Here is a 20,057-nt window from a genome sequence, read left to right as displayed (position 1 = left end):
CTGTTCGCCATGCTGCGCGACGGCACCATTTACCAACCCAAGTCAGCCCCTAACGCTTGACGAAACACATAGGGGCATCCCCCAACAGCCGAACCGCCTAAACGCGGTCTTCGTACGAGTACATGGGCTACCTCCTGGTAGTCCAACCTTTGTCCGCACCATCGTGCCCCGAAAGACCCGGGCCGATTCAATCGCCTCGACCACGCAACTTGGGGCTGACGTCGCCGGAAACACTATTTGGGAAGATCCACGGGAAATTGACTTCCTTAATCACAGTTAATACTGTGGACGGGGTATGTGGAGACTAGTCCGCATCAGGGACTTGGAATTCATAAAAACAGACTGAAGCATCGTTGGGTGGGAACTATGAAAAATAGATTGGCATTACTGAAGATTATAGTGATGACAGCATTAGTGTGTTTGCACTACAGTGCATTCGCACTTGATAACGGTGTGGCTCGTACTCCACCAATGGGGTGGAATAGCTGGAATAAATTTGGTAACCCTGGATGTACCAACACGAGCGTCAATGAGACCGTCGTTAGGGGCATCGCCGACGCGATGGCGGCACCAGGAGGGCTGGCCGCATCGGGATATAACTATGTCATCGTCGATGATTGTTGGATGGCCTCTCAGCGCGACGCCACCGGAAATCTGCAGGCTGATCCGATTCGTTTCCCGAGTGGCATGCAGGCGCTTGCAGCTTATGTACATGCCAAGGGATTGAAGTTCGGTTTGTATGAATCGCCGACTCAGGCTACCTGTCAGCTCAAGCCGGGGAGCTACGGACACGAAGCCGGCGATGCTGCTACGTTTTCCGCATGGGGAGTCGACTACTTGAAATACGATTGGTGTCAGACCGGCACCACTCAGTCTCCCCAGATGTGGGCAGATAATCCAGGTTTGACAGAAGGGCAGCTGGGGCAACTCTTGTTCACAAGGATGAGTAACGAATTACAAAAGCAATCGCGGCCTATTGGATATAGCTTGTCTTCATGCTGTTCGACGGGCGCACTCAATTTCCCGTCCTGGGCGGGGGCGGTGGCGAATCTTTGGCGCACTTCAGGCGATATCAGTGACTCTTGGTCCAGCATGATCGGTAACTATCAGGCAGCGGTCTCCTTGCAACCGGCTGCTGGCCCGGGGAAGTGGAACGATCCGGATATGCTTGAGGTCGGTAACGGTGGGATGACGGCCACCGAATATAGGACTCATTTCGGACTCTGGGCGATGCTGGCCGCGCCGTTGATCGCCGGCAACGATTTGCGCTCGATGGATAGCACGACGGCGACCACGCTGTCCAATCGCGACGTGATTGCCGTTGATCAGGACCCGCTGGGCATCCCGGCCACCATTGTCAGCAGCACTGCTGTCGGCAGCACGGGCAATACGGTCGTCTTGAGTCGGCCCCTGGCGAACGGGGACCGCGCTGTGGCATTGCTCAATACTAGCAGCGCATCGATGACAATCAGCACGACGCTGCAGGCGATTGGCTTGCCCCTGGGCAGCGCGACGCTGAAAAATCTGTACACAGGGGTGAGTTCCGGTACCGTCGGTCCGATTGGAGCAACCGTTCCCAGCCATGGACTGGTCATGTATCGGGTCACGTCGACCACCCCACCGGTGGCGGGGGCGACCGAACTTGTCAGCAAGGCCTCAGGGCGCTGCCTGGATTTATCTGGCGGCAGTACCACAAGCGGAACCAAGTTGATTATTTCCGATTGCACTGGTGGTGCGACCCAGCAATTTGTCAGTACCTCGATCAATCAACTCCAGCTCGGTTCTAACCCCAGTATGTGCGTCGACATTCCCATCGGGGCCGTTGCCACTACGGCGGTTCAGATTTCTACGTGTGACTTAAGCAAGCATCAACAATTCGACCGAATTTACGACGGTAAATACAAGGGTGTCCTGTCGAACATGTGCCTGGATGTATCTGGCGGCGGAACTTCTCCTAATAACACGCCAGTCATTGCATATGGCTGTAGCGGAAACAGCAACCAGATTTGGTCGCGCCGCTAAGAGGCTAGTTCACCACACCCCCGTGAGGGGCCGATGTCGGGGCATAGTCACGTTGGCGATGGCGGGATAAACCTGTAGTGTTCAGCCGGTTGCTCAGGCGGCGAAAGACGGATCTTGGGTCATGCCGGTGAGAAGTCGCCAGGTTTCGAAGCGCGTCGCGAGCTGCTTGCGATAGCNGAGGGGCCGATGTCGGGGCATAGTCACGTTGGCGATGGCGGGATAAACCTGTAGTGTTCAGCCGGTTGCTCAGGCGGCGAAAGACGGATCTTGGGTCATGCCGGTGAGAAGTCGCCAGGTTTCGAAGCGCGTCGCGAGCTGCTTGCGATAGCGCGACGCGCGTAGCACATGACGTTTGAGCGCGAAGTGTTGCCGAATGGGGCCGACGCACGACAAGAATACCTGCGTGCGCTGCGGATCTCGAAATTCGCGCAGCGGCACAAAGGATTTCTAGACGTAGGGCCTAGACGCGATCGCTTTCCGGTCCGGGTCAGTCAGGCGGAATGGGCGTCAAACCTCAGTGGGCGTCCGGATCGGGCGCGATGATTATAGGCAACGGGATGGCGACTGCGTGACGGTCAGGTGTGACACGTTTTGCGAGATGGCAGTTTCGCCGGGAAATATACCCCTATCGATAATAGAAGTTAGCGATACAAATCCTTTATGAAGCAATTTATGATCTTTAACAATTCCATATCCAAAAATACATGGAGTTGCGCGCGGCATCCCAGTATCTAGAGTGCCGACTGATCGCTTGCGTGTTTGATCGGGTTGATCGTACCTTTGGTCGAAGCCATGTGGCGGTCTTGCGTCACCACAAGAAAATCCATCTTGGGAGACTGAATATGTTGATGTGCATGAAATCCCTATGGAGCTTGCTTGCCGGCTCGTGTTTGTCGGGTGTGGTATTGGCCTCGCCGCCGGCGGTGGCTGACGTGCAAGGCGTGATCCATCCGTCCGTATTGCCTTGGGTCGACGATGCCGGCAATCCGATTCAAGCGCATGGCGCCGGCGTGATTCAAGTTGGCAATACCTTTTACTGGGTCGGTGAAAACAAGACTGATGAAACCAGTATCGGCTATTTTCAGGGGCTATCGTGCTACTCCTCGACCGATTTGCAGACTTGGCATCGTCAAGGTGCCGCGCTAGCGCTACAAGCTTCGGGCGATTTGACCTCAAGCAGTATCGTCGAGCGACCGAAGATCATCTACAACGCGAGCACCAAGCAGTACGTGATGTACATGCATATCGACAACTCCAACTATAGCGCGCAAAAGGTGGGGGTCGCGACGAGCGGCACGCCGTGCGGCCCATATGCGTACAAAGGCAGTTTCCGGCCGCTTGGCAATCCAAGCCTGGATATGACACTGTTCCAGGGCACTGACGGATCGGCGTATCTGGTCGGCGAACAACGCAATGTCGGTGTGCAGATTTATAAACTCAGCAGCGATTACCTGAGCGTCACGTCGCTGATCGCAACCGTGGACGGTCCCAACGAACCGCTGCACATTGAGGCACCGGCCCTATTCAAGGCCAACGGCAATTATTTCCTGTTAACCTCATTCCAGACGGGCTGGAGTCTGAACGACAACATCTACTGGACAGCCACTTCGCTTGCGGGCCCGTGGACGAACGCCGGCAAATTCGCACCAACAGGAACCAACACCTTCTCGTCGCAAACGGCCTTTGTTCTGCCCATCACCGGCAGCGCCGGCACGTCCTATCTTTACCTCGGCGACCGCTGGACCGGCCCGCCTAGCGTGCTGTCAAGTTCTTCGTATGTGTGGCTGCCTCTGACCGTGAGCGGCACGACGGTGTCAGTGCCGAAGTGGTATGACGGGTTCGGCGTCAACCTGACGACAGGGCAATTTCAGACGAGCACACCACCGCAGGCACATTACGGCGCAAATTCACCGGGTATGGCGTTGTCAGGTGGTGCCGTGGTCAGCTCGTGCACCGCACAGTGCTTTGTCATGGGCAATAAAATCGGCTATCTGGGTGGCCCCGGCAACGGCACCGTGATGTTCCCGAACGTCACCACGGCCACGGTGGGTAACCATACGCTGTATATCCGTTATATCAACAACGACAGCACGCCGCGCTACGGGACGGTCACGATCAATGGCGCGAGCACGATGGTCGATTTCCCGCCGACAGGTAGCTACGGTACGGCAGTCAAGGTCCCATTCAACGCGCTGGCCGGGTCGAATACCATTTCAGTGTCGCAAGCGACGATTGCCAACCAGAACACGAGCTACGGCCCCGACATAGAGGAAATCTACTTCGATAACAACTGACGTCCTGAACGCGGCCCGTACGGGCCGCCGCTATACGCGAATCAGTGCATGGCGTGTGGGCGGCAGACTGCTGGGATGGCTGGAGCAACCTGGCGTGATGGGCATATCAACCAGGCTCAGCGACTACCTGCTGCGGCCCGGGTTTTTCGCTCAATCCGACTAATATTGTTATTTTAAATCAGTATCTTAGTCAAATATGCGGCGGATTTTTTACGAATCCCGGTCAATCCTCCAACCACCTTTCCGCGCTCGCTTCCGCCTCTAATCGCCCCAAAGCCGCCCAGCTTTGCGATCTCTTCGAACACGTCGAAAATGCCATCCGCGCCGGCGTCCGCTATGCCGCCATCATTGAAGAACTCGCCGCCCTCGGCCTGTATTTCACCTACCAAACCTTCGCCGTCACCCTCAAACGCATTCGCCGACAGCGCGGCATGGCCCCCGTTCGCGGCCCGCATGCCGTCTCCCGTGTCCCAGCTGCGTTGTCCCCAAACCGCGAACCCAGCCCGGCCACCGCCTCGGTTCCGCTCCCGCCAGCGCCGTCCCTGGCCACCACTTCGCCCGCCTCGCGTCTGCGCGCACCGACCACACCGCCCGCCACGCTCCCTGATGACTGGCTGACTTCCGATACCCTCACGCCCGAGCAACTGAGATTGCTCACCATGCAACAACGTATTGCGCGCGGTAATGCTGATGCCAAACGAGGTGCGCCAGACACCAGCTTCGCCCGGAAAATGCTCGAGGAAAGCCGAAAATCGATGGCAGAAAAAGCTGCCGCCGAGCAGGCAAAGGCGGGCACACATGACAAACGGGACGATCCGGCATAAACCGAATCGCCCCGCTTTGGCTCACCGTCCCCGCCCCTCATCGCCGATACCATCACGCGCATGACTATTTCGTCCCGTCTCGCCTCCGACCTGCTCCGCGCCATGCAGCCCTTGATCGGCTACGAGGCGTTTCAGATCGCCCGCCGCATGGGCCTTCCCCTCACGCACATCAAACCCGTCTTGCTCAAATTGGTCGAGCAAGGTCAAGTAGTCTGTCGTCCTGATTGATGGGGTGTTGAAGTCGGACTGCGCCCCCGCTATTATCTAGGCACCCAGTCCCTGGCTCGGCCAGACGTTAGCGTCGTTGACACCGCCTCCGGTTCGCCAAACGGACGCCCCCCGTCGATCTACGAACGCCCGACGTTCGATGCCGACTACGCGCGCTTGCTGAACCAGCATCGGCTCGCCTGCGAACGCTGGCGACATCAATCTCAAACCGATTCAAGGACGTTTCGAGGGGGAACGGATGATGACAATCGATAAAGCGGCCTTCGCAATCATGGCCGTGGCGTTGAGTATGGTGGCCTGCTCGGCGTTACCTACCTCGGAAGTCTCGTTACCCGTCGACGCAACCATCACGGCCGGTCGGATTGTCGGCAAAACGCATCTGACGGATGTGCCCATTGCACCTTCGGCATCAGGCCCGACGGTCGGCGTAGGAGGCGGCGGTGGCAGTGGCGGTTTTCCGAATACCTCGTCTGGCGGTTTCTTCGGTGCGGGCCTCAGCTTCGATGTATCGCGTCTGTTCGGATCGCGCAACGAGACGCAGACCGCCCCGATTTACCGTTATCGCATCCAGCTATCGAACGGGACGACGCGCGACATCGACAGTGGTCTGAACGTTTCTGCCCAACAGTGTGTCGACGTGATTGATTCCGGCCAGAGCGGATATCCGCGTCTGAAGCCCGCCGACCACTGCGAGTGACATCGCGGCGTCATCGTCATAGTGAGCTCACAGCCGCCATGTCACCACGAAAGGCAATTGTGCCGCGCCGCAGCCAACCGCCCGCCATCGCCAACGTGACAATGCCCCTTCGCGGCCAGCCCCTGGAATCCACATCTCATCTCGGTCACACCGGCCGCGAGCCAGATGCGCTTGCCCGCCGGCAACGCGATCACTTCAGGCAATTTCGCAGGATCGTTTCGGCGTACTCGGCAGACAATCCACGAATCCGCACGCAGCGCTTGCCGATCTCCACTTCGATCTCGCCCCCGGCGTTGATGCGGGAACGTCACGCGTCGCCGCCTTCGATGCCGCTGCCGACAGCAGCGAGCGCAGCGCCAATGTCGAATCGATTACGTCGACGGGCAGGAGCTCGATGTTTGCTGCAGCTGTCGGTCCCGCCGCTACGGTCGGCAGGTCCAGCTTGCCATCCCGATATTGCTTGAGCCATCCGAATACGACATTGGCATGGATGTCGTGTCGGCGCGCGACAATCGACACCGATGTGCCGGGCTCCAACGCCTCCCGGATCATCTGCTGTTTGAATTCGCGCGCATACGCGCGGCGGGGATGGTCTCGCCCCCCTGCATTCGACATGGCTGATGGCCTTCGTCAATTTAAACGCGCCCATCATGTGCCAGCAAAATCAGAAACGGGGACCGGCCATGCCGAGTCGCTTACATCGAAACACACGTTGCGCGAGGAACCACGCGCTTCAGTGTGGCCCCGAATTCCGACTGCCTTGCCTCAGCTACGAACCGCATGGCCCACGCCGCCACTGCACACGAATGAGGTTATGCCGCTTCCTCATCCCGCCGAAAACGATACGGATCGGCTGAAGGATCCATCGCGCCGGCTTTGACGCTGCTTCGCGGCCGCTCTATGCCATGGGCTTCCATCCAGCGATACAGCGTCGCGCGCGAAATACCCAGCTCCCGCGCGGTGCCGGCAAGACGTCCATCATTGTGCAGTAGCGCGGACTCGATCACCTCGCGCTCGATCGACTTGCGGATCGCCGTGACCGACAGCGGTGCGGTATCAATACAATGCTCGAGTTCGAGATCGTGCGCAGTGATCAGCCTACCTTCCGCCATCACCAATGCGCGGCGCACGCGATTGATCAGCTCGCGCACGTTGCCGGGCCATCCATGCTTGTACAGCACCGAGATCGCATCGGTCGAGAAGTCCCGTACTCGGTACCGTGCATCCGCCTTGAACCGCTCCAACATGTGCCGCGCGAGTACCTCGATATCCTTACCCCGCGCACGCAGCGGCGGCTGGTCGACGCGCAGCACACACAAGCGGTGAAACAGGTCGGCTCGGAAGCCCCCCTCGTTCATTGCGCCGTGCAAGTCAACGTGGGTCGCCGACACGATGCGCACGTCTACCGGCACGGAATCTCTGCCGCCCAAGCGATGGATCGTGCGTTCCTGTAGAAAGCGCAACAGGCTTGCCTGGCTCTCGAGCGGCAGATCGCCGATTTCGTCGAGCAGCAAGGTGCCGCCGTTGGCCGACTCAATGTGGCCGATCTTGCGCGTGTTCGCGCCCGTGAACGCGCCGCGCTCATAGCCGAACAATTCCGATTGCAGCAGGTGCGGCGGAATTGCTCCGCAGTTGACGGCGACAAACGGACCCGCGCGCCGCGCGGAATTGTGATGGATCGCGGCGGCTGTCAGCTCCTTGCCTGTGCCTGTTTCACCGGAAACCAGCACCGGCGCGTCGGTGCGCGCGACACGCCGCACAGTGTCGAACAACTGCAGCATCACATCGCAAGTGCCTATCATGCCCTGCTCGGCCGACGCGAGGGACACCGAGTCCGGTGCGAACAGACATTCCATTCCATACGCATGGCCGACCGTATCGGCGATCCGCTGGTTCAGCACTGGCAATGTGATGTAGTCGAAGCAGCAGTCGCGCAGCAGTGCTTGCACTTCCGATATGACTGCTTGGCGCGAATCGATGAGCGCCACCCACGCGACATTGCGCAGCGTGGCGCATATCGCAGCCATCTTCTCCAACTCGCCGGGCGAAACCGCACTCAGGTCGAGAATGCCGCCCATGACTTCGCCCGTCACGTTCCACACCCGATTCGCGCCCGTCACCACCGACACCTGCCATCCACGACGTGCCAGCTCCTTGCGCAACAGCGTCGATGGATCGCGCGTCCAGTAAATCAACTTTCGTGCCGGCAAGCAATTCTTGACTTCGATTGCCATTTATTCTCTCCCTTTGTTACGCAATGCCCTATAAAAACAGATTATTACGATGAAGATTCAAGTTGACCGATTACCTGCTTGACCAAAGAAACGCTTGCGATCGCTTGCCATAATATTTATTGATTCAAATGTGATACATGTTCATCGCATGATAAGACGCTACTTCCAAGCGACCTGATCGCCGCCATTTTTCACATTCAATGCTTGGTAGTATTGTTGCAAATTTATTGACAATTTTAATCAACAATGCATCTAATAATCTGAATTTGTTGTGCCGGCTAGCGATAGTTTCAATTCATGCGCGCCCCGTTATCAACTCAGAACACAACTGATTTTGAAAATTTCTTCTAAATACCTCTTTCCACGACACCCAAAAATACAACTTGATTAACGTGGCGACCAATCATAGTTTGCGCGTAAAAAATGTCGCCGGGGTATAAAAACTGTTAGACCTAACAGGTGAATCCCGGACATGCTTTTCGTCACTCAAGTCGTTACGGGTGGGTAGCGATACACGTTTCTCAAATAACCGTACCCTGATATCCAGGGAACTATCGCGGACTTGATTGAATTTGACCCGAATAATTGAAACAGCGAACGAGGGGAAGAATTGACTCATGTATTTCATGGCGAGTGGGGCTGCGGGCGGACATCACATTGGACCGGACGCGCATTCTCCCCGGGCAGCACCCCGACGGTTATGAAGCCTTCGTTACGCTCAACCGCGCCTCATTCCTCGCGCTTCTTTCTCCTCCTCCAATTCGCATTTGGACGGTGCCGCAGCGAAAACCATCTTTCGCTCGAGACGTTTTTCAATTTTTGACAACGCGCTATCGCCCCTTGGTAGTATTGTTTAAGCATTAGAAAGTAAGCGGTGAGAAACAGCAAACAAGTAGGGCATTAATCATCGTCTGCCGCGAAGGACATCCTCGTGTCCGCAAGGATATCGAGCCAGATAATTTCATGGAGCGTCAGGCATCCGGCCGCGCGCGGAACGCGCCCGCGGTGTATTGGGCATCATCGGAAATGGCCTGGAAGACACCCCCCCGCCTACATACCGTTTGTCGTGTTGTCCTAACGGACCACTGGATCCGATTACATTCATGAACGATGACTCGCGCGATCACGTGCTTTACACCCGCTTCGGGACCGCCAATCCTCACTGGCGGTTCTCCAGTGATAGCAACGCACTTGAACTAACCCATGCGTGTGGAATTCAGCCAACGGATGCCACGATCGCGCTATCCGATAGCCAGGCTGCACAGATCCGACGTCTCACCGGTATTACGTCTCATCTCGTGATCGACACGCGCTTGTCCGGTGTCTCATTGCGCCTGCATCTGGTCGGTAAAAAGCTAAGCGCCAACATTTGGGCAGGGACGGCATCTAACTACGACGACACCGAATCGGTCGCGCGTGATTTAGTGCACGGCTTGTCGTTCGCCGAACAAGTGGTGTCCGAAGTCAATTCGGTGGTCGTGATCGTCGACCGTGATGGTCGCATCCAGCGCTTCAACCGACTGGCGGAAGAACTGACCGGCATGCGCGAAGAAGACGTGATTGGACGCAACGTGTGGACGCTATTCATGTCATCGACCGAGGGGATGGCGTCGAGTCAGAACATCGCAAGCTTTTATCATCGCGGCGTGTCGACTGAAGTCGAGCGGGTCGTCAAAACGATACACGGCGAGCGGCTCTTCTTGTTTCGCAATAAGTTCGTCCGCAGCGGTAGCGGCATTGACGAACAGTTTCTAATTTGCTCCGGCACCGATATCACGGAGGAGCGCCGTGCACAAGCTCGATTGATCGAGCTGGCCAACACGGATTCGTTGACGGGACTAGCAAACCGCAATGCCATCCACGCTCGCATTCAAGCGGCGATCGCGGATGCAGCCGAAGGCACCTCGATCGGCATCTTGTTCCTCGATCTCGACAATTTCAAGAAGATCAACGATCACTATGGACACGTGTTCGGCGATTGGCTGATTCAGGATGTATCGACCGCAATACACGCATGCCTCAATAGCGACGACGTGCTAGCACGGCTCGGCGGCGATGAGTTCATCGTGCTTGCCAGCGGGGTGAGCCCGGCGAGCCTCGAGGCGACCGCGCTGCGTATCCTGGAGCGGTTACGCACGCCATTCCGCGTCGGGTTTGTCGAGGTGTATACGGGTTGTTCGATCGGTATCGCACTTTACCCCGAGCACGGCGACTCGCTCGAATCACTGATTCGTGCGGCCGATACCGCGATGTACGTCGCGAAGGATCAAGGGAAACGTACCTATTGCGTGTTTTCGCCGGAAATGAACCACAAGGTCTCTGAATACATTTGGCTCGACACCAATCTGCGCCACGGCCTCGATGAAGGTCAGTTGGCGCTTTACTATCAGCCAAAGGTGTCGCTCAGGAACGGTACCGTCGAAGGTGTTGAGGCGCTAGTCCGCTGGAATTCGCCGGAACGTGGGCTCATCATGCCTGCCGAATTCATTCGTTATGCGGAGGAGTCGGGATTGATCGGACCGATCGGCCGATGGGTGATGGAAACAGCGGCGGCGCAGGCCTCGCAGTGGCGCGCACGCGGGCTGAACCTGCGCATCGCGGTCAATGTGTCCCCCCGGCAGCTTGCCGATAAGGCTATTGTGTCGCAGTTCATGGACGCATTGCGGCACGCGGCAGCCGATACGTGTCTGCTTGACATCGAGCTTACCGAGAGTTGTCTTATCGAGGACGAAGCGGCAGCAATCAACGTGATCGAACAATTTCGCGCACTCGGAGCGCAGGTGCATCTCGACGATTTCGGCACCGGCTATTCGTCGTTGTCGCAGCTTGGTCGGATTCCCCTCGACGCAATCAAGCTTGACCGCAGTTTCGCGTTTTCGATCGACGCGGACTATAAGGCGCAAGCGCTGGTCCGATCGATGGCCGCAGTCGCGCACGAACTCGATTTGGAGGTTGTTGCGGAAGGCATCGAGAGCAAGGCCGCCGAAATCTTTATGAAGAGCGTGGGGGTCGAGTACTTGCAAGGATACCTGTACGCAAGACCGATGCCGGCGGAGGCGTTCGAGCAATGGATGCGCGAACGGTACAAGCTCAGGCGGATCGCTTGAATGTATTGCGCTGCGGCGTGAACCGCAGCGCAATACATTAAGTTAGGCTTGATGTTGATTTCTCAATTAGGCTCGACGTGCGCCGATTTTGAAGCGCGACAAGCCGTTCCATGTACTCGAGGTCTTTTTCCTCAAGTGTGAATGCCGACTCCACCCAGTCCTCGGTGATTTCCATCAGCTCGGCACGGGTTAGCCTCAATACCCGCTGCCGGGCACGCACCATCGCGCGAATTCCGTTTAACTTCGGCCTGAGGGTATCGATGAAGGTACGCGTGGCTAAGTAACCATCACCCGTCTCGAACAGATGATCGACGAGTCCCTGTCTCGCATACCATTCGGCCGTGTGGGACTCACCGACGCAAATCAAATCCTCAGCGAGCCGCATTCCCGATTTACGCGCGACGAGCGAATAGCCCCCCATCCCGGGAAACAGATTGAACGCAATCTCGGGGAAGCCCATCTTCACGTCGCTCCGCGCAAGCATGAAGTGATGTGCGAGCGCAGCTTCGAAACCACCGCCCAGCGCTGAGCCCTCGACCAGCGCGATGGAGATCGCACCGGTGTCGAAACCGCGGGAGGCAGCATGCACACAGTCGACGCAAGCGCGTGCATAGGCCATCAACGCATGACGATCACCGGAGCGGATAGTGGCGACGAAGAAATCGAGATCGCCGCCGACATTAAATATCGCAGGGATCAGTGACCCAGTGATCCAGAAGTCGATCCGCTGGCCACTTGCGCGCGCCGCATGCGCCAGCGCGAGGATGTCGTGGACAAGTTCGAGGTTGAAACACGGACGCGGCTGCGCACGCAGCATCATCCACATGATATTTCGCCCTTCTTCGTAGTACGCAGAGATCTGCGACAAATCTCCGGCCTCGGAAAACGGGCGGCAAGCCTGATGACTATCCAGATTCATTTTGGTCATTCCTCCAGGAGTTAATGAGGTACAGCATGACGAGCCTAAATCAGACCGGATACCGGTTTAGTTAGCTACTGGACATAGCGGAGATACGATGCGGAAATTGCGTCGTTTAAAGCGAATGACCTCTTGAATGCTTACCCCATGAGGCTGTGACCCTAGCCCATAAAACTGACCCAGTTGAAAGTGGAAAATTCCGGCATGACGTTGTCATCGAGACCCGGAGGTCATGCCGTGAAGAAGAGCAAGTTCACCGATGAGCAGATCGCATACGCGTTGAAGCAGGCCGAGCTGGGCACGCCGGTCGCGGGGGTCTGCCGCAAGATGGGGATCAGCGACGCGACGTTTTACAACTGGCGGACGAAGTACGGCGGGCTGTCGCCCTCGGAGCTGCGCCGGCTGAAGTAGCTTGAGGAAGAGAATGCGAAGCTCAAGCGGTTCGTGGCCGATCTGTCGTTGGACAAGGGCATGCTGCAGGATGTGCTTTCAAAAAAGCTCTGAGGCCTTCTCGGCGCGGTGAACGGGTCACGGACTTGATGCAGCGTTTCGGCGCAAGCCAGAGGCAGACCTGCGCGTTGTTGCCGTTGTCCCGCACGGTCTACCGCTACGAGTCGGTTGCGCGGGATCAAAGCGCACTGGAGATGCGCATCAAGGAGATCACGGAAGTGCGGGTGCACTACGGTGCGCCCCGCGTGTACGTGATGCTTCGCCGGGAAGGCTGGAGAGATAACCCTAAGCGGGTAGAACGCGTGTATCGCGAACTGGGCCTTTCGTTGCGCCACAAGCGACCCCGTCAAAACAAGTCTGCCCGTCGCCGACAGCCCAAGCAGTCAGTGAGCGCCATCAACGAGATCTGGAGTATGGATTTCGTCGCTGACGCGCTGTTTGATGGTCGGCGCTTGCGCACGCTCACGATCGTGGACAACTACACGCGAGAATGCCTGGCGATCGAAGTCGACGGCTCGTTGCGTGGCGAGCACGTTGTCGCCGCGCTGAGCCGGCTTGCGCAGCATCGCCCGCTTCCCCGTTATATCAAGGCAGACAATGGCAGCGAATTCATTTCGAAGGCGCTCGACAAATGGGCGTACGAGAATGGCGTGGAGATTGACTTCTCGCGTCCTGGTAAGCCGACCGACAATGCGAAGAACGAATCTTTCAACGGACGCTTCCGGGAGGAATGCCTCAACGCGCATGGGTTCTTGTCGTTGGAGGGCGCCAGACGCAAATTGAGGTCTGGCGCGAGTACTATAACGAGGTGCGCCCTCACTCTGCGCTGCAGTGGATGCCGCCGGCAGAATTCGCCGCCAGTGCACCGATCGGGCCGATTCGGCCCACCCCGAAGAGTCGGAATTTTCCAATTAAGACCGGGATGGAAATTGGGCTAGCCTCACGACGAGTTGCCAAAAGGCTACATCGCCGACGGAATATATAAAGAATAGAATTTGCCGTAATATCGACAACTTGCAGTGTTTTTCCGCTAGCGGATTTTGTGGCCACGGCTAGCGGATTTTGAGAGCCTCAACCCCCCCTTCTTTGAGGGGCGTCGTTCGTGGGCCGCATACTTTGCTTTACGCTACGGCGGTGCACTCAGCGACGAACCGCCCGGCTCATTCGGCCCAGTTCAGGCGCCACGCGGTGGTATGCGCCGAAGCTGAAGATGAGTGGAGACCAGCGCTGCGGATCGACGGCATTGCCGTCGGCATTCACGATGCTTTCGTGCGCATACAGCGCGTCGACCCGGGCAATGACCACCACGAACCCCTCCGGCTCGTCATCGACCGTCACAAGTTGCTCCGCCACCGCCTCCATCTGCAGCGGACATTCGGCGATCCGGCCCGGTCCGATATGCCGGGAATCGACGCGCGTCAGGCCAGCCGCCTGCCACTTGTCCGGCTCGTAGCGGAACTGCGCGGCCTTGTGCTGTGGCACGTGGCGCGAGCCGGTCAGGCTCGAGAGCGCCTCGACCCTCTGCCACAGCGGCGCGTCAGGCAAACCGACGGCCAGTTCCGGACAGCGGCGGAGATTCTCCACCGCCTGGGATGCTGCGCCGATCCCGAGCACGATCCGGTTGCGCAGCGACCAGGACGACGACATCGGCGTGAGGTTTTCCGATCCGTCTGCATTCCGGGTGGTGATGAGGGCAACGGGCGTACCGTAGTACAGGCTGCGGGGCTTCAGTTCGACCACGTTCATGGCGCCTTCGCGTTTCGCGGCGGTTTCGGCAATCGACGCGGGGATGAAAAGACAGGCAGTCGCGTCAAGGCCGCGCTCGCCCTGTGAAGGTGAGGGGGGGACGTCCCCCCGCACCGGCAGAAATCAATCTACCGCATCCGGGGTGGGTTTGCATCGGTCGTTCGCCAGTTCGCCGCGGAATCTCGGAGTGAGACGTGGACGACCGAACGACGATAGAGGTTGCGACGACGCTACCGTGCACGTGTGCCCGACGCGATCCACGCACTGATGCTCGGGCAGTCGCCCGGCGTCGTACCGAAAAGCCTGCTCGGCAAGGGACTGACCTACTTGCGCGCGCAATTGCCGAAGTTGATCGGCTACGTCGAGAACGGCAGTTGGCCCATCTCGAACAATCCCTGCGAAAACGCGATTCGCCCGTTCTGCGTCGGGCGCCGCGGCTGGTTGTTCTCCGACACCGTCGATGGTGCAAACGCGAGCACGAACCTTGATACCTTGGTCGAATCGGCGAAGGCCAACGGTATCGATCCGTACCGATACCTCACCTGACTGTTCCAGCGTCGGCCCCCGGTGAAGACCGTCGACGATTACGACGCGCTGCTGCCCTGGAAAATGCCTGCTGAGCTCCGCTGACCCGCGGCGTTACCACACCTCACATACTCCGCCACTTTCTTTGAGGGGCGTCGTTCGTGGACCGCATACCCTTTGTTCGTCTTCCTCGGCAATCCCTGTTCGATCTCGCCGGAATATGTTCGTTTTCTCTTAATTGAATATTTGAAAGATTTAATTGAATAAAATAGTCACATCGGGCGATATTTTTGTTCCATTACTAAAAATTACATACTATATTTTACCGCAAGCTGGACATTTTAAGAAGCCGGCGCGCGCACGTTGCGATACGTTACGTGTTTATCAAATTCAGTAAACAACAGGGCCATCGATCATGAACATATCCACGTAGTCATTCATCGTTCTATCCAATTACACGCCGCGTATTTCACATCGCCATTCGCAGACGGTGAGGAGGGCGGCTGCTTGCATGGTCGTGTGACGTGACTGCGCACTTTCGATTTGAGGCTCTGGCATGGAGGCGGCGCTTTCGTGCGGATGTGCATTCCAATCACTCTCGATGAAAATTCCACTGTACCTGCTTGATCGACTTGCGCGGCATCGAATGGATCCGCATCGCCGCCGGTGTCTATCACGCAGTTTGATTTGGATATCAATTTATGAAACCAATCAATACGAATACCGCCACCGCGATGCTAATTGCTTCGTTGGGTGCGCTTTCTATTACCGCGAGCGCGCAGTCCGCGCCCCCTGCCGCGGGGGCCTCCGCGACCTTGTCGCAAGCGCTGGAATCCATGCCGTCAGGGCAATCGGTCAAGGAACGCATCCAGAACAATACCGCCAAGCTCGATCCGGTCTTGACGAACCTGAGTGCGTCGTTGCAACGCACTCAGGGGGCGAGGAGCGCCGGTAGTTCGGCGCCGCAAGCGGAACAATACGTCAGCGTTGACGTGATCGCCCGCCAAAACGTGCAGCAGACCGTGGTCCAGCTCGAGCGCCTCGGGTTCAAGACCGCCGCGGTCTACGGCAACTACATCAGCGGCCGCCTTCCTGTCTCGAAAATCGACCAGGCGGCCGCCATCGAGGACATCAGACGCATCAACAAAGTCGCCCGGACCACTCGCTCGGGTTCCGTCCAGGGACAGGGAGATTACGCTCAACTGAGCCGCTCGCTCCGGCAGGCGCTCGGCAAGCAAGGGAACAAGCTGGACGGGAAGGGCATTACGGTCGGGATCCTGTCTGACTCGTTCAACTGCAACAGGCAGCTCAACCAGGATGCGGATTACGTCGCGAAATTCGGCCACCAGGACACCATGGAGGACGACATTGCGACAGGCGACCTTCCCGGCAACGGCAGGATCCGAATCCTGAAAGACGCCTCCGATTGCTCCGATGCCGAAGACGAAGGCCGCGCGATGGCGGAAATCGTCCATGACGTCGCGCCCGGTGCGAACATTGCGTTCTACACCGCAGATGAAGGCATGGCCGATTTTGCCCAGGGCATCGAAACGCTGGCGCTGCCCAGGAACCAGACCAATATGCAGGGCGTGGCGGGCGGAGGCGCGCAGGTCATCGTCGATGACGTTGGCTATTTCTATGAACCGGCCTTTCAGTCGGGAATAGTCGGCGCGGCGATCGACAATGTCGTCAAGAACCGCGGTGTGGCCTATTTCAGTGCGGCGGGCAACGACGCCCTGGGTTCCGCGAAAACCAACTACGTGAACAATTCGGCGCAATTCTCGGATCAGTCGGCGGACCCGAACGGGACCGGCACGCCCGGCCGCCCACTCGATTTCGACCCTTCGGGGAAATCCAAGCTCTACATCATCCCCATTCATTCCGTCGAGAAGTTCTCCGACGCGCCGTTGTGGCCGTTCAATTTCAGCCTGTATTGGGATCAACCGATCGACAACAGCGCCAGTTCGCTCCAGCTATGCCTGGGCGATCGCAACGGCAAGCCGCTCAAGGTCACGTACCAGGGGCGAACCTTTCCTTCGTGCACGGATGCCTCGATCATCGGGCAACAAGCCATTGTGCGCAGCCGGTTGATCGGCAGCGAGTCCGCTGCGACCTTGCGCATCCTGTTGCTTGACGGTCCGGCGCCTCAGCGCGTTCGCCTGTTGACGTTCGGCAGTGTGGTACTCGATCGCTTCGGCACCGCCGATGCGTCCATCTATGGTCATGCGCTCTCGCCGAACGCGATCGCGGCGGGCGCAGCCGACTACCTGAATACGCCGCAATGCGATTCGACGCTGACCGCCGCGAAGCTCGAGAATTTCTCGTCGCACGGCGGGGGCCTGATGGTGCTCGACAACGATGGACGCCCTTTCGGTCGCGCGTACTTCGACAACAAGCCGGATCTCGTCGGACCCGACGGCGCAAGCTCGGTGTTCTTCGGGAGCAGGGAGCCTGACAGCGCGAAAGGATTCGGCGTCTACAACCTGAGTTGCCGCTACTATCATGCCTATCCGCAACAGTTCTTCGGTACGTCGGCGGCGGCTCCCCACCTTGCGGCGGTTGCGGCCCTGCTACGCCAGGCCGCGCCCCAGGCCACGCCCGCGAAAGTCTACGACGCGTTGCGCAAGACCGCCCAGGACATGGGCACCCCGGGCCGCGACAATGAGAGCGGGACCGGTTTCGTCCAGGCGGACAAGGCGTATCGTGCAGTCACCGAGTAGCGGACTGTTTGCCGAATAGGCCGCAGAGGCGCTGCGGAAACCGTAGCGCCTCTCCGAATGCGAGCATGATCCGGGGGGCAGGATTCCGTGCAAATCAACAATCCCGCCATCGCCAGCGTGACAATGCCTCTCCGACCGTTCAGATTGACATTCTCGCGACGAAGATCGCGGCGGACAGCAGCATCAGTCCGCTGATATAGCTAACCGTTCGCGTAAATCCCGGTCTGTCCGTCAGGCGACTGGCAAACGAAGCCACCATGCTGTATCCGAGCAGGACGGGGTACTCGATCAGGATTGCGGTGGCGCCCAACAGGGCGATGGCATGGGTGACATGCTGGGTGCCGCCGGCGAAGGTCGGCAGGATGGCGCAGAAAAACAGCATCGATTTTGGATTCGACAACGCCAGCAGCGCACCGCGCGCGAACAGTCGGCGCGCTGGCTCGCGCTGGCCCGCCGCGATCTCCGCCGCGCCCCGCCGGCCAAACAGGATCTTGACGGCCAGCCAGGCCAGATACGCGGTTCCAGCATATTTGACGACCGCAAATAGCTGGGGGGACGCGAACAGAATCGCACTGAGGCCGAGGGCTGAAACGGCACAGTACAGCAGGTTGCCCGCGAGGATCCCGACGATGCCCGCCTGCGCGCGCGCCCATCCGTTGGTCATCGCCTGGCCGACCACCTGCATGACCGCGGGACCCGGCATTAGGTTGAGGAAGAACGTCATCACAGCGAAAGACGCCAGCAGCTTCCAGCTCACCGGGACACGCTCCCGGCCAGCTCGGCGTCGCGCGCACTGCGGCAATAGTTGATCAATCCGGCGATGAGGCGGGGGATGTCATGTTCGATCGCCGGGCCATGCATCGGGAGGATGAGGTCGAGGTCGAGCGTCCGGATGGTCTCCAGCGCCGCAGCGAGATGCGCCAGCGACGGCAGGTAGCCCGATCGCTCGATGGACTCGATTATTGCCGGCAGAGGATCGTCGTGCGCCGGTGGATCGTCGCCGTACCGCATGAAGATGTCCGACGATAGAAGTGCTTTGTACTTGGGCAGATAAACGACGAGCGAATCCCACTGATGGACGTGCTTCGTAAAGATGGGGAGGATTTCCACTCCCGACACGACCGCTGGCACGCGATCCTTCAGTGGCCGTGCGTTGACGTTGAAGATATCCGCTAGCGCATGGGTGCAGATCGGATGGCCATAAGCAGTGAGCCGGGCGTTGGCGTTCAGGAACTCAGGCAGAGCGCCCATCTCGTCCGCTTCGAAATGAGGCACCACGATGCCGCTGATCATCGACGGCAGAATGTCGACCTGCGTCAGGCTTTGGGTCAGCTGCGGAAAGTTGGCACGCATACCAGTCTCGATACACAGCACCTCCTCCGTATTGGCACGAACGAAGAACTGGCTGAATCCCAACCCTAATTTTTCAACGTAAGTCGTGGCGCGATACAACCCGCTGCGGATTTCCTCGATCCTGGCGCTCATTCCAATCCCTTCTTTGCTTCTTCGTATTGACGAATGGCCCGCTCAGCCCGCTCCCCGAATCGACGCCGGTAGGATGCCATGTAGGCGACGTCGCCGTACAGGAACGCGACGTCGGTGGGCACCATGTTCCGAATCGCAATCAACGGTATCGGGCATTGTAACGGACGAAAATCGGGTTTCCAAAGCCCGCCTTCCTGACATTCCGGATAAAACTGGCCGATCATTAAATGACGGGAAATAAAGTGCGGCTTTAACGAACTTTGAGTGGTTTCAATCACATCCGCCGCCCTGTCAAGTTCAACAGGTACAATCAGTCGGCATCGATAGATATCGGTTTTCCCGCCGCAGCGCTCAAAATCCTCGAGATGCATGGCTGCTTCGTCCATGAATGCCTCGGGCGTCTGCGACATGTTCCGCACAAATTCGAACGAATCCTTCGAGATTGCGACTCGGGTGAACGGACAGACATCGCCGTCCCGCCCTATGTCGGGATGTGGCGCGCACAAAAATGTCCTGATCCATTGGGTTGCCAGATGAAGCTTCGGGCACGCATCCGCTGCCTCGAACGACATGATGTGAAGGTCCGGTGATTGCCATGCCACGATTATCTCCATGAAATCGCCAGTGTTAGATATTAGCGAGCAGGCAAATAACCGTCGGTTCGTTCTATGACTTTCTGAGGCAGTGTCTGCACAGCACGTGATCACGCAAATTCTGCGTGCCGTCGGAATTGATCCGCTTTAGGAATTCTGGACCAATCCGAGTGCGAGTTTTGCGGCAAACTTGACCCTGAACCAGGAGGTCGT

General features: G+C 58.2%; 17 protein-coding genes and 2 pseudogenes. 9 read left to right on the top strand and 10 right to left on the bottom strand.

What is annotated here, in order from left to right; translation table 11 throughout:
• The first annotated feature begins 402 nt into the window (after positions 1 to 402).
• Positions 403 to 2,022 carry a ricin-type beta-trefoil lectin domain protein gene (locus RZR99_RS30495; RefSeq protein WP_323123484.1) on the top strand — a complete coding sequence of 540 codons (1,620 nt, stop codon included), beginning with the start codon at positions 403 to 405 and terminating at the stop codon, positions 2,020 to 2,022.
• A gap of 246 nt (positions 2,023 to 2,268) precedes the next feature.
• Here RZR99_RS30495 and RZR99_RS30490 read toward each other — a convergent pair.
• Positions 2,269 to 2,454: pseudogene (locus RZR99_RS30490) on the bottom strand (IS6 family transposase); the annotation flags it as partial.
• A 422-nt stretch (positions 2,455 to 2,876) separates the two neighbouring features.
• On the opposite strand from RZR99_RS30490, the gene RZR99_RS30485 reads away from it, so the two are divergent.
• Complete coding sequence (locus tag RZR99_RS30485; RefSeq protein ID WP_323123483.1) at positions 2,877 to 4,316, top strand: family 43 glycosylhydrolase; 1,440 nt, start codon at positions 2,877 to 2,879, stop codon at positions 4,314 to 4,316.
• Between the two features lie 173 nt (positions 4,317 to 4,489).
• Here RZR99_RS30485 and RZR99_RS30480 read toward each other — a convergent pair whose 3' ends face one another.
• On the bottom strand, positions 4,490 to 4,771 hold the full coding sequence (locus RZR99_RS30480; protein ID WP_323123482.1) for a hypothetical protein: 282 nt from the start codon (positions 4,769 to 4,771) through the stop codon (positions 4,490 to 4,492).
• A gap of 204 nt (positions 4,772 to 4,975) precedes the next feature.
• On the opposite strand from RZR99_RS30480, the gene RZR99_RS30475 reads away from it, so the two are divergent.
• The gene (locus RZR99_RS30475; RefSeq protein WP_323123481.1) at positions 4,976 to 5,140 is read left to right on the top strand and encodes a hypothetical protein; all 165 of its coding nucleotides are present in this window, start codon (positions 4,976 to 4,978) and stop codon (positions 5,138 to 5,140) included.
• 21 nt (positions 5,141 to 5,161) lie between these two features.
• On the opposite strand, the gene RZR99_RS30470 is transcribed toward RZR99_RS30475, so the two are convergent.
• Positions 5,162 to 5,347: a hypothetical protein gene (locus tag RZR99_RS30470; RefSeq protein ID WP_323123480.1), complete on the bottom strand. Its 186-nt coding sequence runs from the start codon at positions 5,345 to 5,347 to the stop codon at positions 5,162 to 5,164.
• A gap of 259 nt (positions 5,348 to 5,606) precedes the next feature.
• Here RZR99_RS30470 and RZR99_RS30465 point away from each other — a divergent pair, with 259 nt between their 5' ends.
• A complete protein-coding gene (locus tag RZR99_RS30465) occupies positions 5,607 to 6,065 on the top strand; it encodes a hypothetical protein (RefSeq protein WP_323123479.1) in 459 nt (152 codons plus the stop codon).
• Between the two features lie 195 nt (positions 6,066 to 6,260).
• On the opposite strand, the gene RZR99_RS33455 is transcribed toward RZR99_RS30465, so the two are convergent.
• Entirely contained in the window at positions 6,261 to 6,680 is a 420-nt protein-coding gene (locus RZR99_RS33455; RefSeq protein ID WP_407655534.1) for a transposase, read from the bottom strand.
• Between the two features lie 197 nt (positions 6,681 to 6,877).
• A complete protein-coding gene (locus RZR99_RS30450) occupies positions 6,878 to 8,299 on the bottom strand; it encodes a sigma-54 dependent transcriptional regulator (protein ID WP_323123478.1) in 1,422 nt (473 codons plus the stop codon).
• A gap of 1,103 nt (positions 8,300 to 9,402) precedes the next feature.
• Here RZR99_RS30450 and pdeR point away from each other — a divergent pair.
• Positions 9,403 to 11,406, top strand: a complete 2,004-nt coding sequence (pdeR, locus tag RZR99_RS30445; RefSeq protein WP_323123477.1) for a cyclic di-GMP phosphodiesterase — start codon at positions 9,403 to 9,405, stop codon at positions 11,404 to 11,406.
• A gap of 37 nt (positions 11,407 to 11,443) precedes the next feature.
• Here the strand turns inward: pdeR and RZR99_RS30440 are convergent, their stop codons facing one another.
• Complete coding sequence (locus RZR99_RS30440; protein ID WP_323123476.1) at positions 11,444 to 12,325, bottom strand: crotonase/enoyl-CoA hydratase family protein; 882 nt, start codon at positions 12,323 to 12,325, stop codon at positions 11,444 to 11,446.
• A 237-nt stretch (positions 12,326 to 12,562) separates the two neighbouring features.
• Between RZR99_RS30440 and RZR99_RS33450 the strand changes: the two genes are divergently transcribed.
• Positions 12,563 to 12,736, top strand: coding sequence for a transposase (locus tag RZR99_RS33450; protein ID WP_407655533.1), 174 nt, complete (start codon positions 12,563 to 12,565; stop codon positions 12,734 to 12,736).
• Positions 12,737 to 12,864: 128 nt separating this feature from the next.
• A complete protein-coding gene (locus tag RZR99_RS30435; RefSeq protein ID WP_407655532.1) occupies positions 12,865 to 13,713 on the top strand; it encodes an IS3 family transposase in 849 nt (282 codons plus the stop codon).
• 202 nt (positions 13,714 to 13,915) lie between these two features.
• On the opposite strand, the gene RZR99_RS30430 is transcribed toward RZR99_RS30435, so the two are convergent.
• Positions 13,916 to 14,521, bottom strand: a complete 606-nt coding sequence (locus tag RZR99_RS30430) for a flavin reductase family protein (RefSeq protein WP_323123475.1) — start codon at positions 14,519 to 14,521, stop codon at positions 13,916 to 13,918.
• A 168-nt stretch (positions 14,522 to 14,689) separates the two neighbouring features.
• Here RZR99_RS30430 and RZR99_RS30425 point away from each other — a divergent pair.
• Positions 14,690 to 15,151, top strand: a pseudogene (locus RZR99_RS30425) (IS66 family transposase); the annotation flags it as partial.
• A 629-nt stretch (positions 15,152 to 15,780) separates the two neighbouring features.
• Positions 15,781 to 17,766: a S8 family peptidase gene (locus RZR99_RS30420; RefSeq protein WP_407655535.1), complete on the top strand. Its 1,986-nt coding sequence runs from the start codon at positions 15,781 to 15,783 to the stop codon at positions 17,764 to 17,766.
• 139 nt (positions 17,767 to 17,905) lie between these two features.
• Here RZR99_RS30420 and RZR99_RS30415 read toward each other — a convergent pair whose 3' ends face one another.
• The 3 genes from RZR99_RS30415 to RZR99_RS30405 are packed head-to-tail and all read right to left on the bottom strand — an operon-like array spanning position 17,906 to position 19,853.
• Positions 17,906 to 18,523, bottom strand: coding sequence for a LysE family translocator (locus RZR99_RS30415; RefSeq protein ID WP_323123473.1), 618 nt, complete (start codon positions 18,521 to 18,523; stop codon positions 17,906 to 17,908).
• Entirely contained in the window at positions 18,520 to 19,251 is a 732-nt protein-coding gene (locus RZR99_RS30410; RefSeq protein WP_323123472.1) for an oxygen-binding di-iron domain-containing protein, read from the bottom strand. Before RZR99_RS30410 ends, RZR99_RS30415 begins: the two co-directional genes overlap by 4 nt.
• A complete protein-coding gene (locus RZR99_RS30405; RefSeq protein WP_323123471.1) occupies positions 19,248 to 19,853 on the bottom strand; it encodes a DUF6875 domain-containing protein in 606 nt (201 codons plus the stop codon). Before RZR99_RS30405 ends, RZR99_RS30410 begins: the two co-directional genes overlap by 4 nt.
• Positions 19,854 to 20,057 lie beyond the last annotated feature (204 nt).

Origin of the sequence: Burkholderia alba, from assembly GCF_034721475.1 — a bacterium.
GTDB classification, from domain to species: Bacteria; Pseudomonadota; Gammaproteobacteria; order Burkholderiales; family Burkholderiaceae; genus Burkholderia; species Burkholderia alba.
The sequence above is the reverse complement of the archived record's forward strand: the minus strand, read 5'-3'. Positions and strand labels throughout refer to the sequence as shown.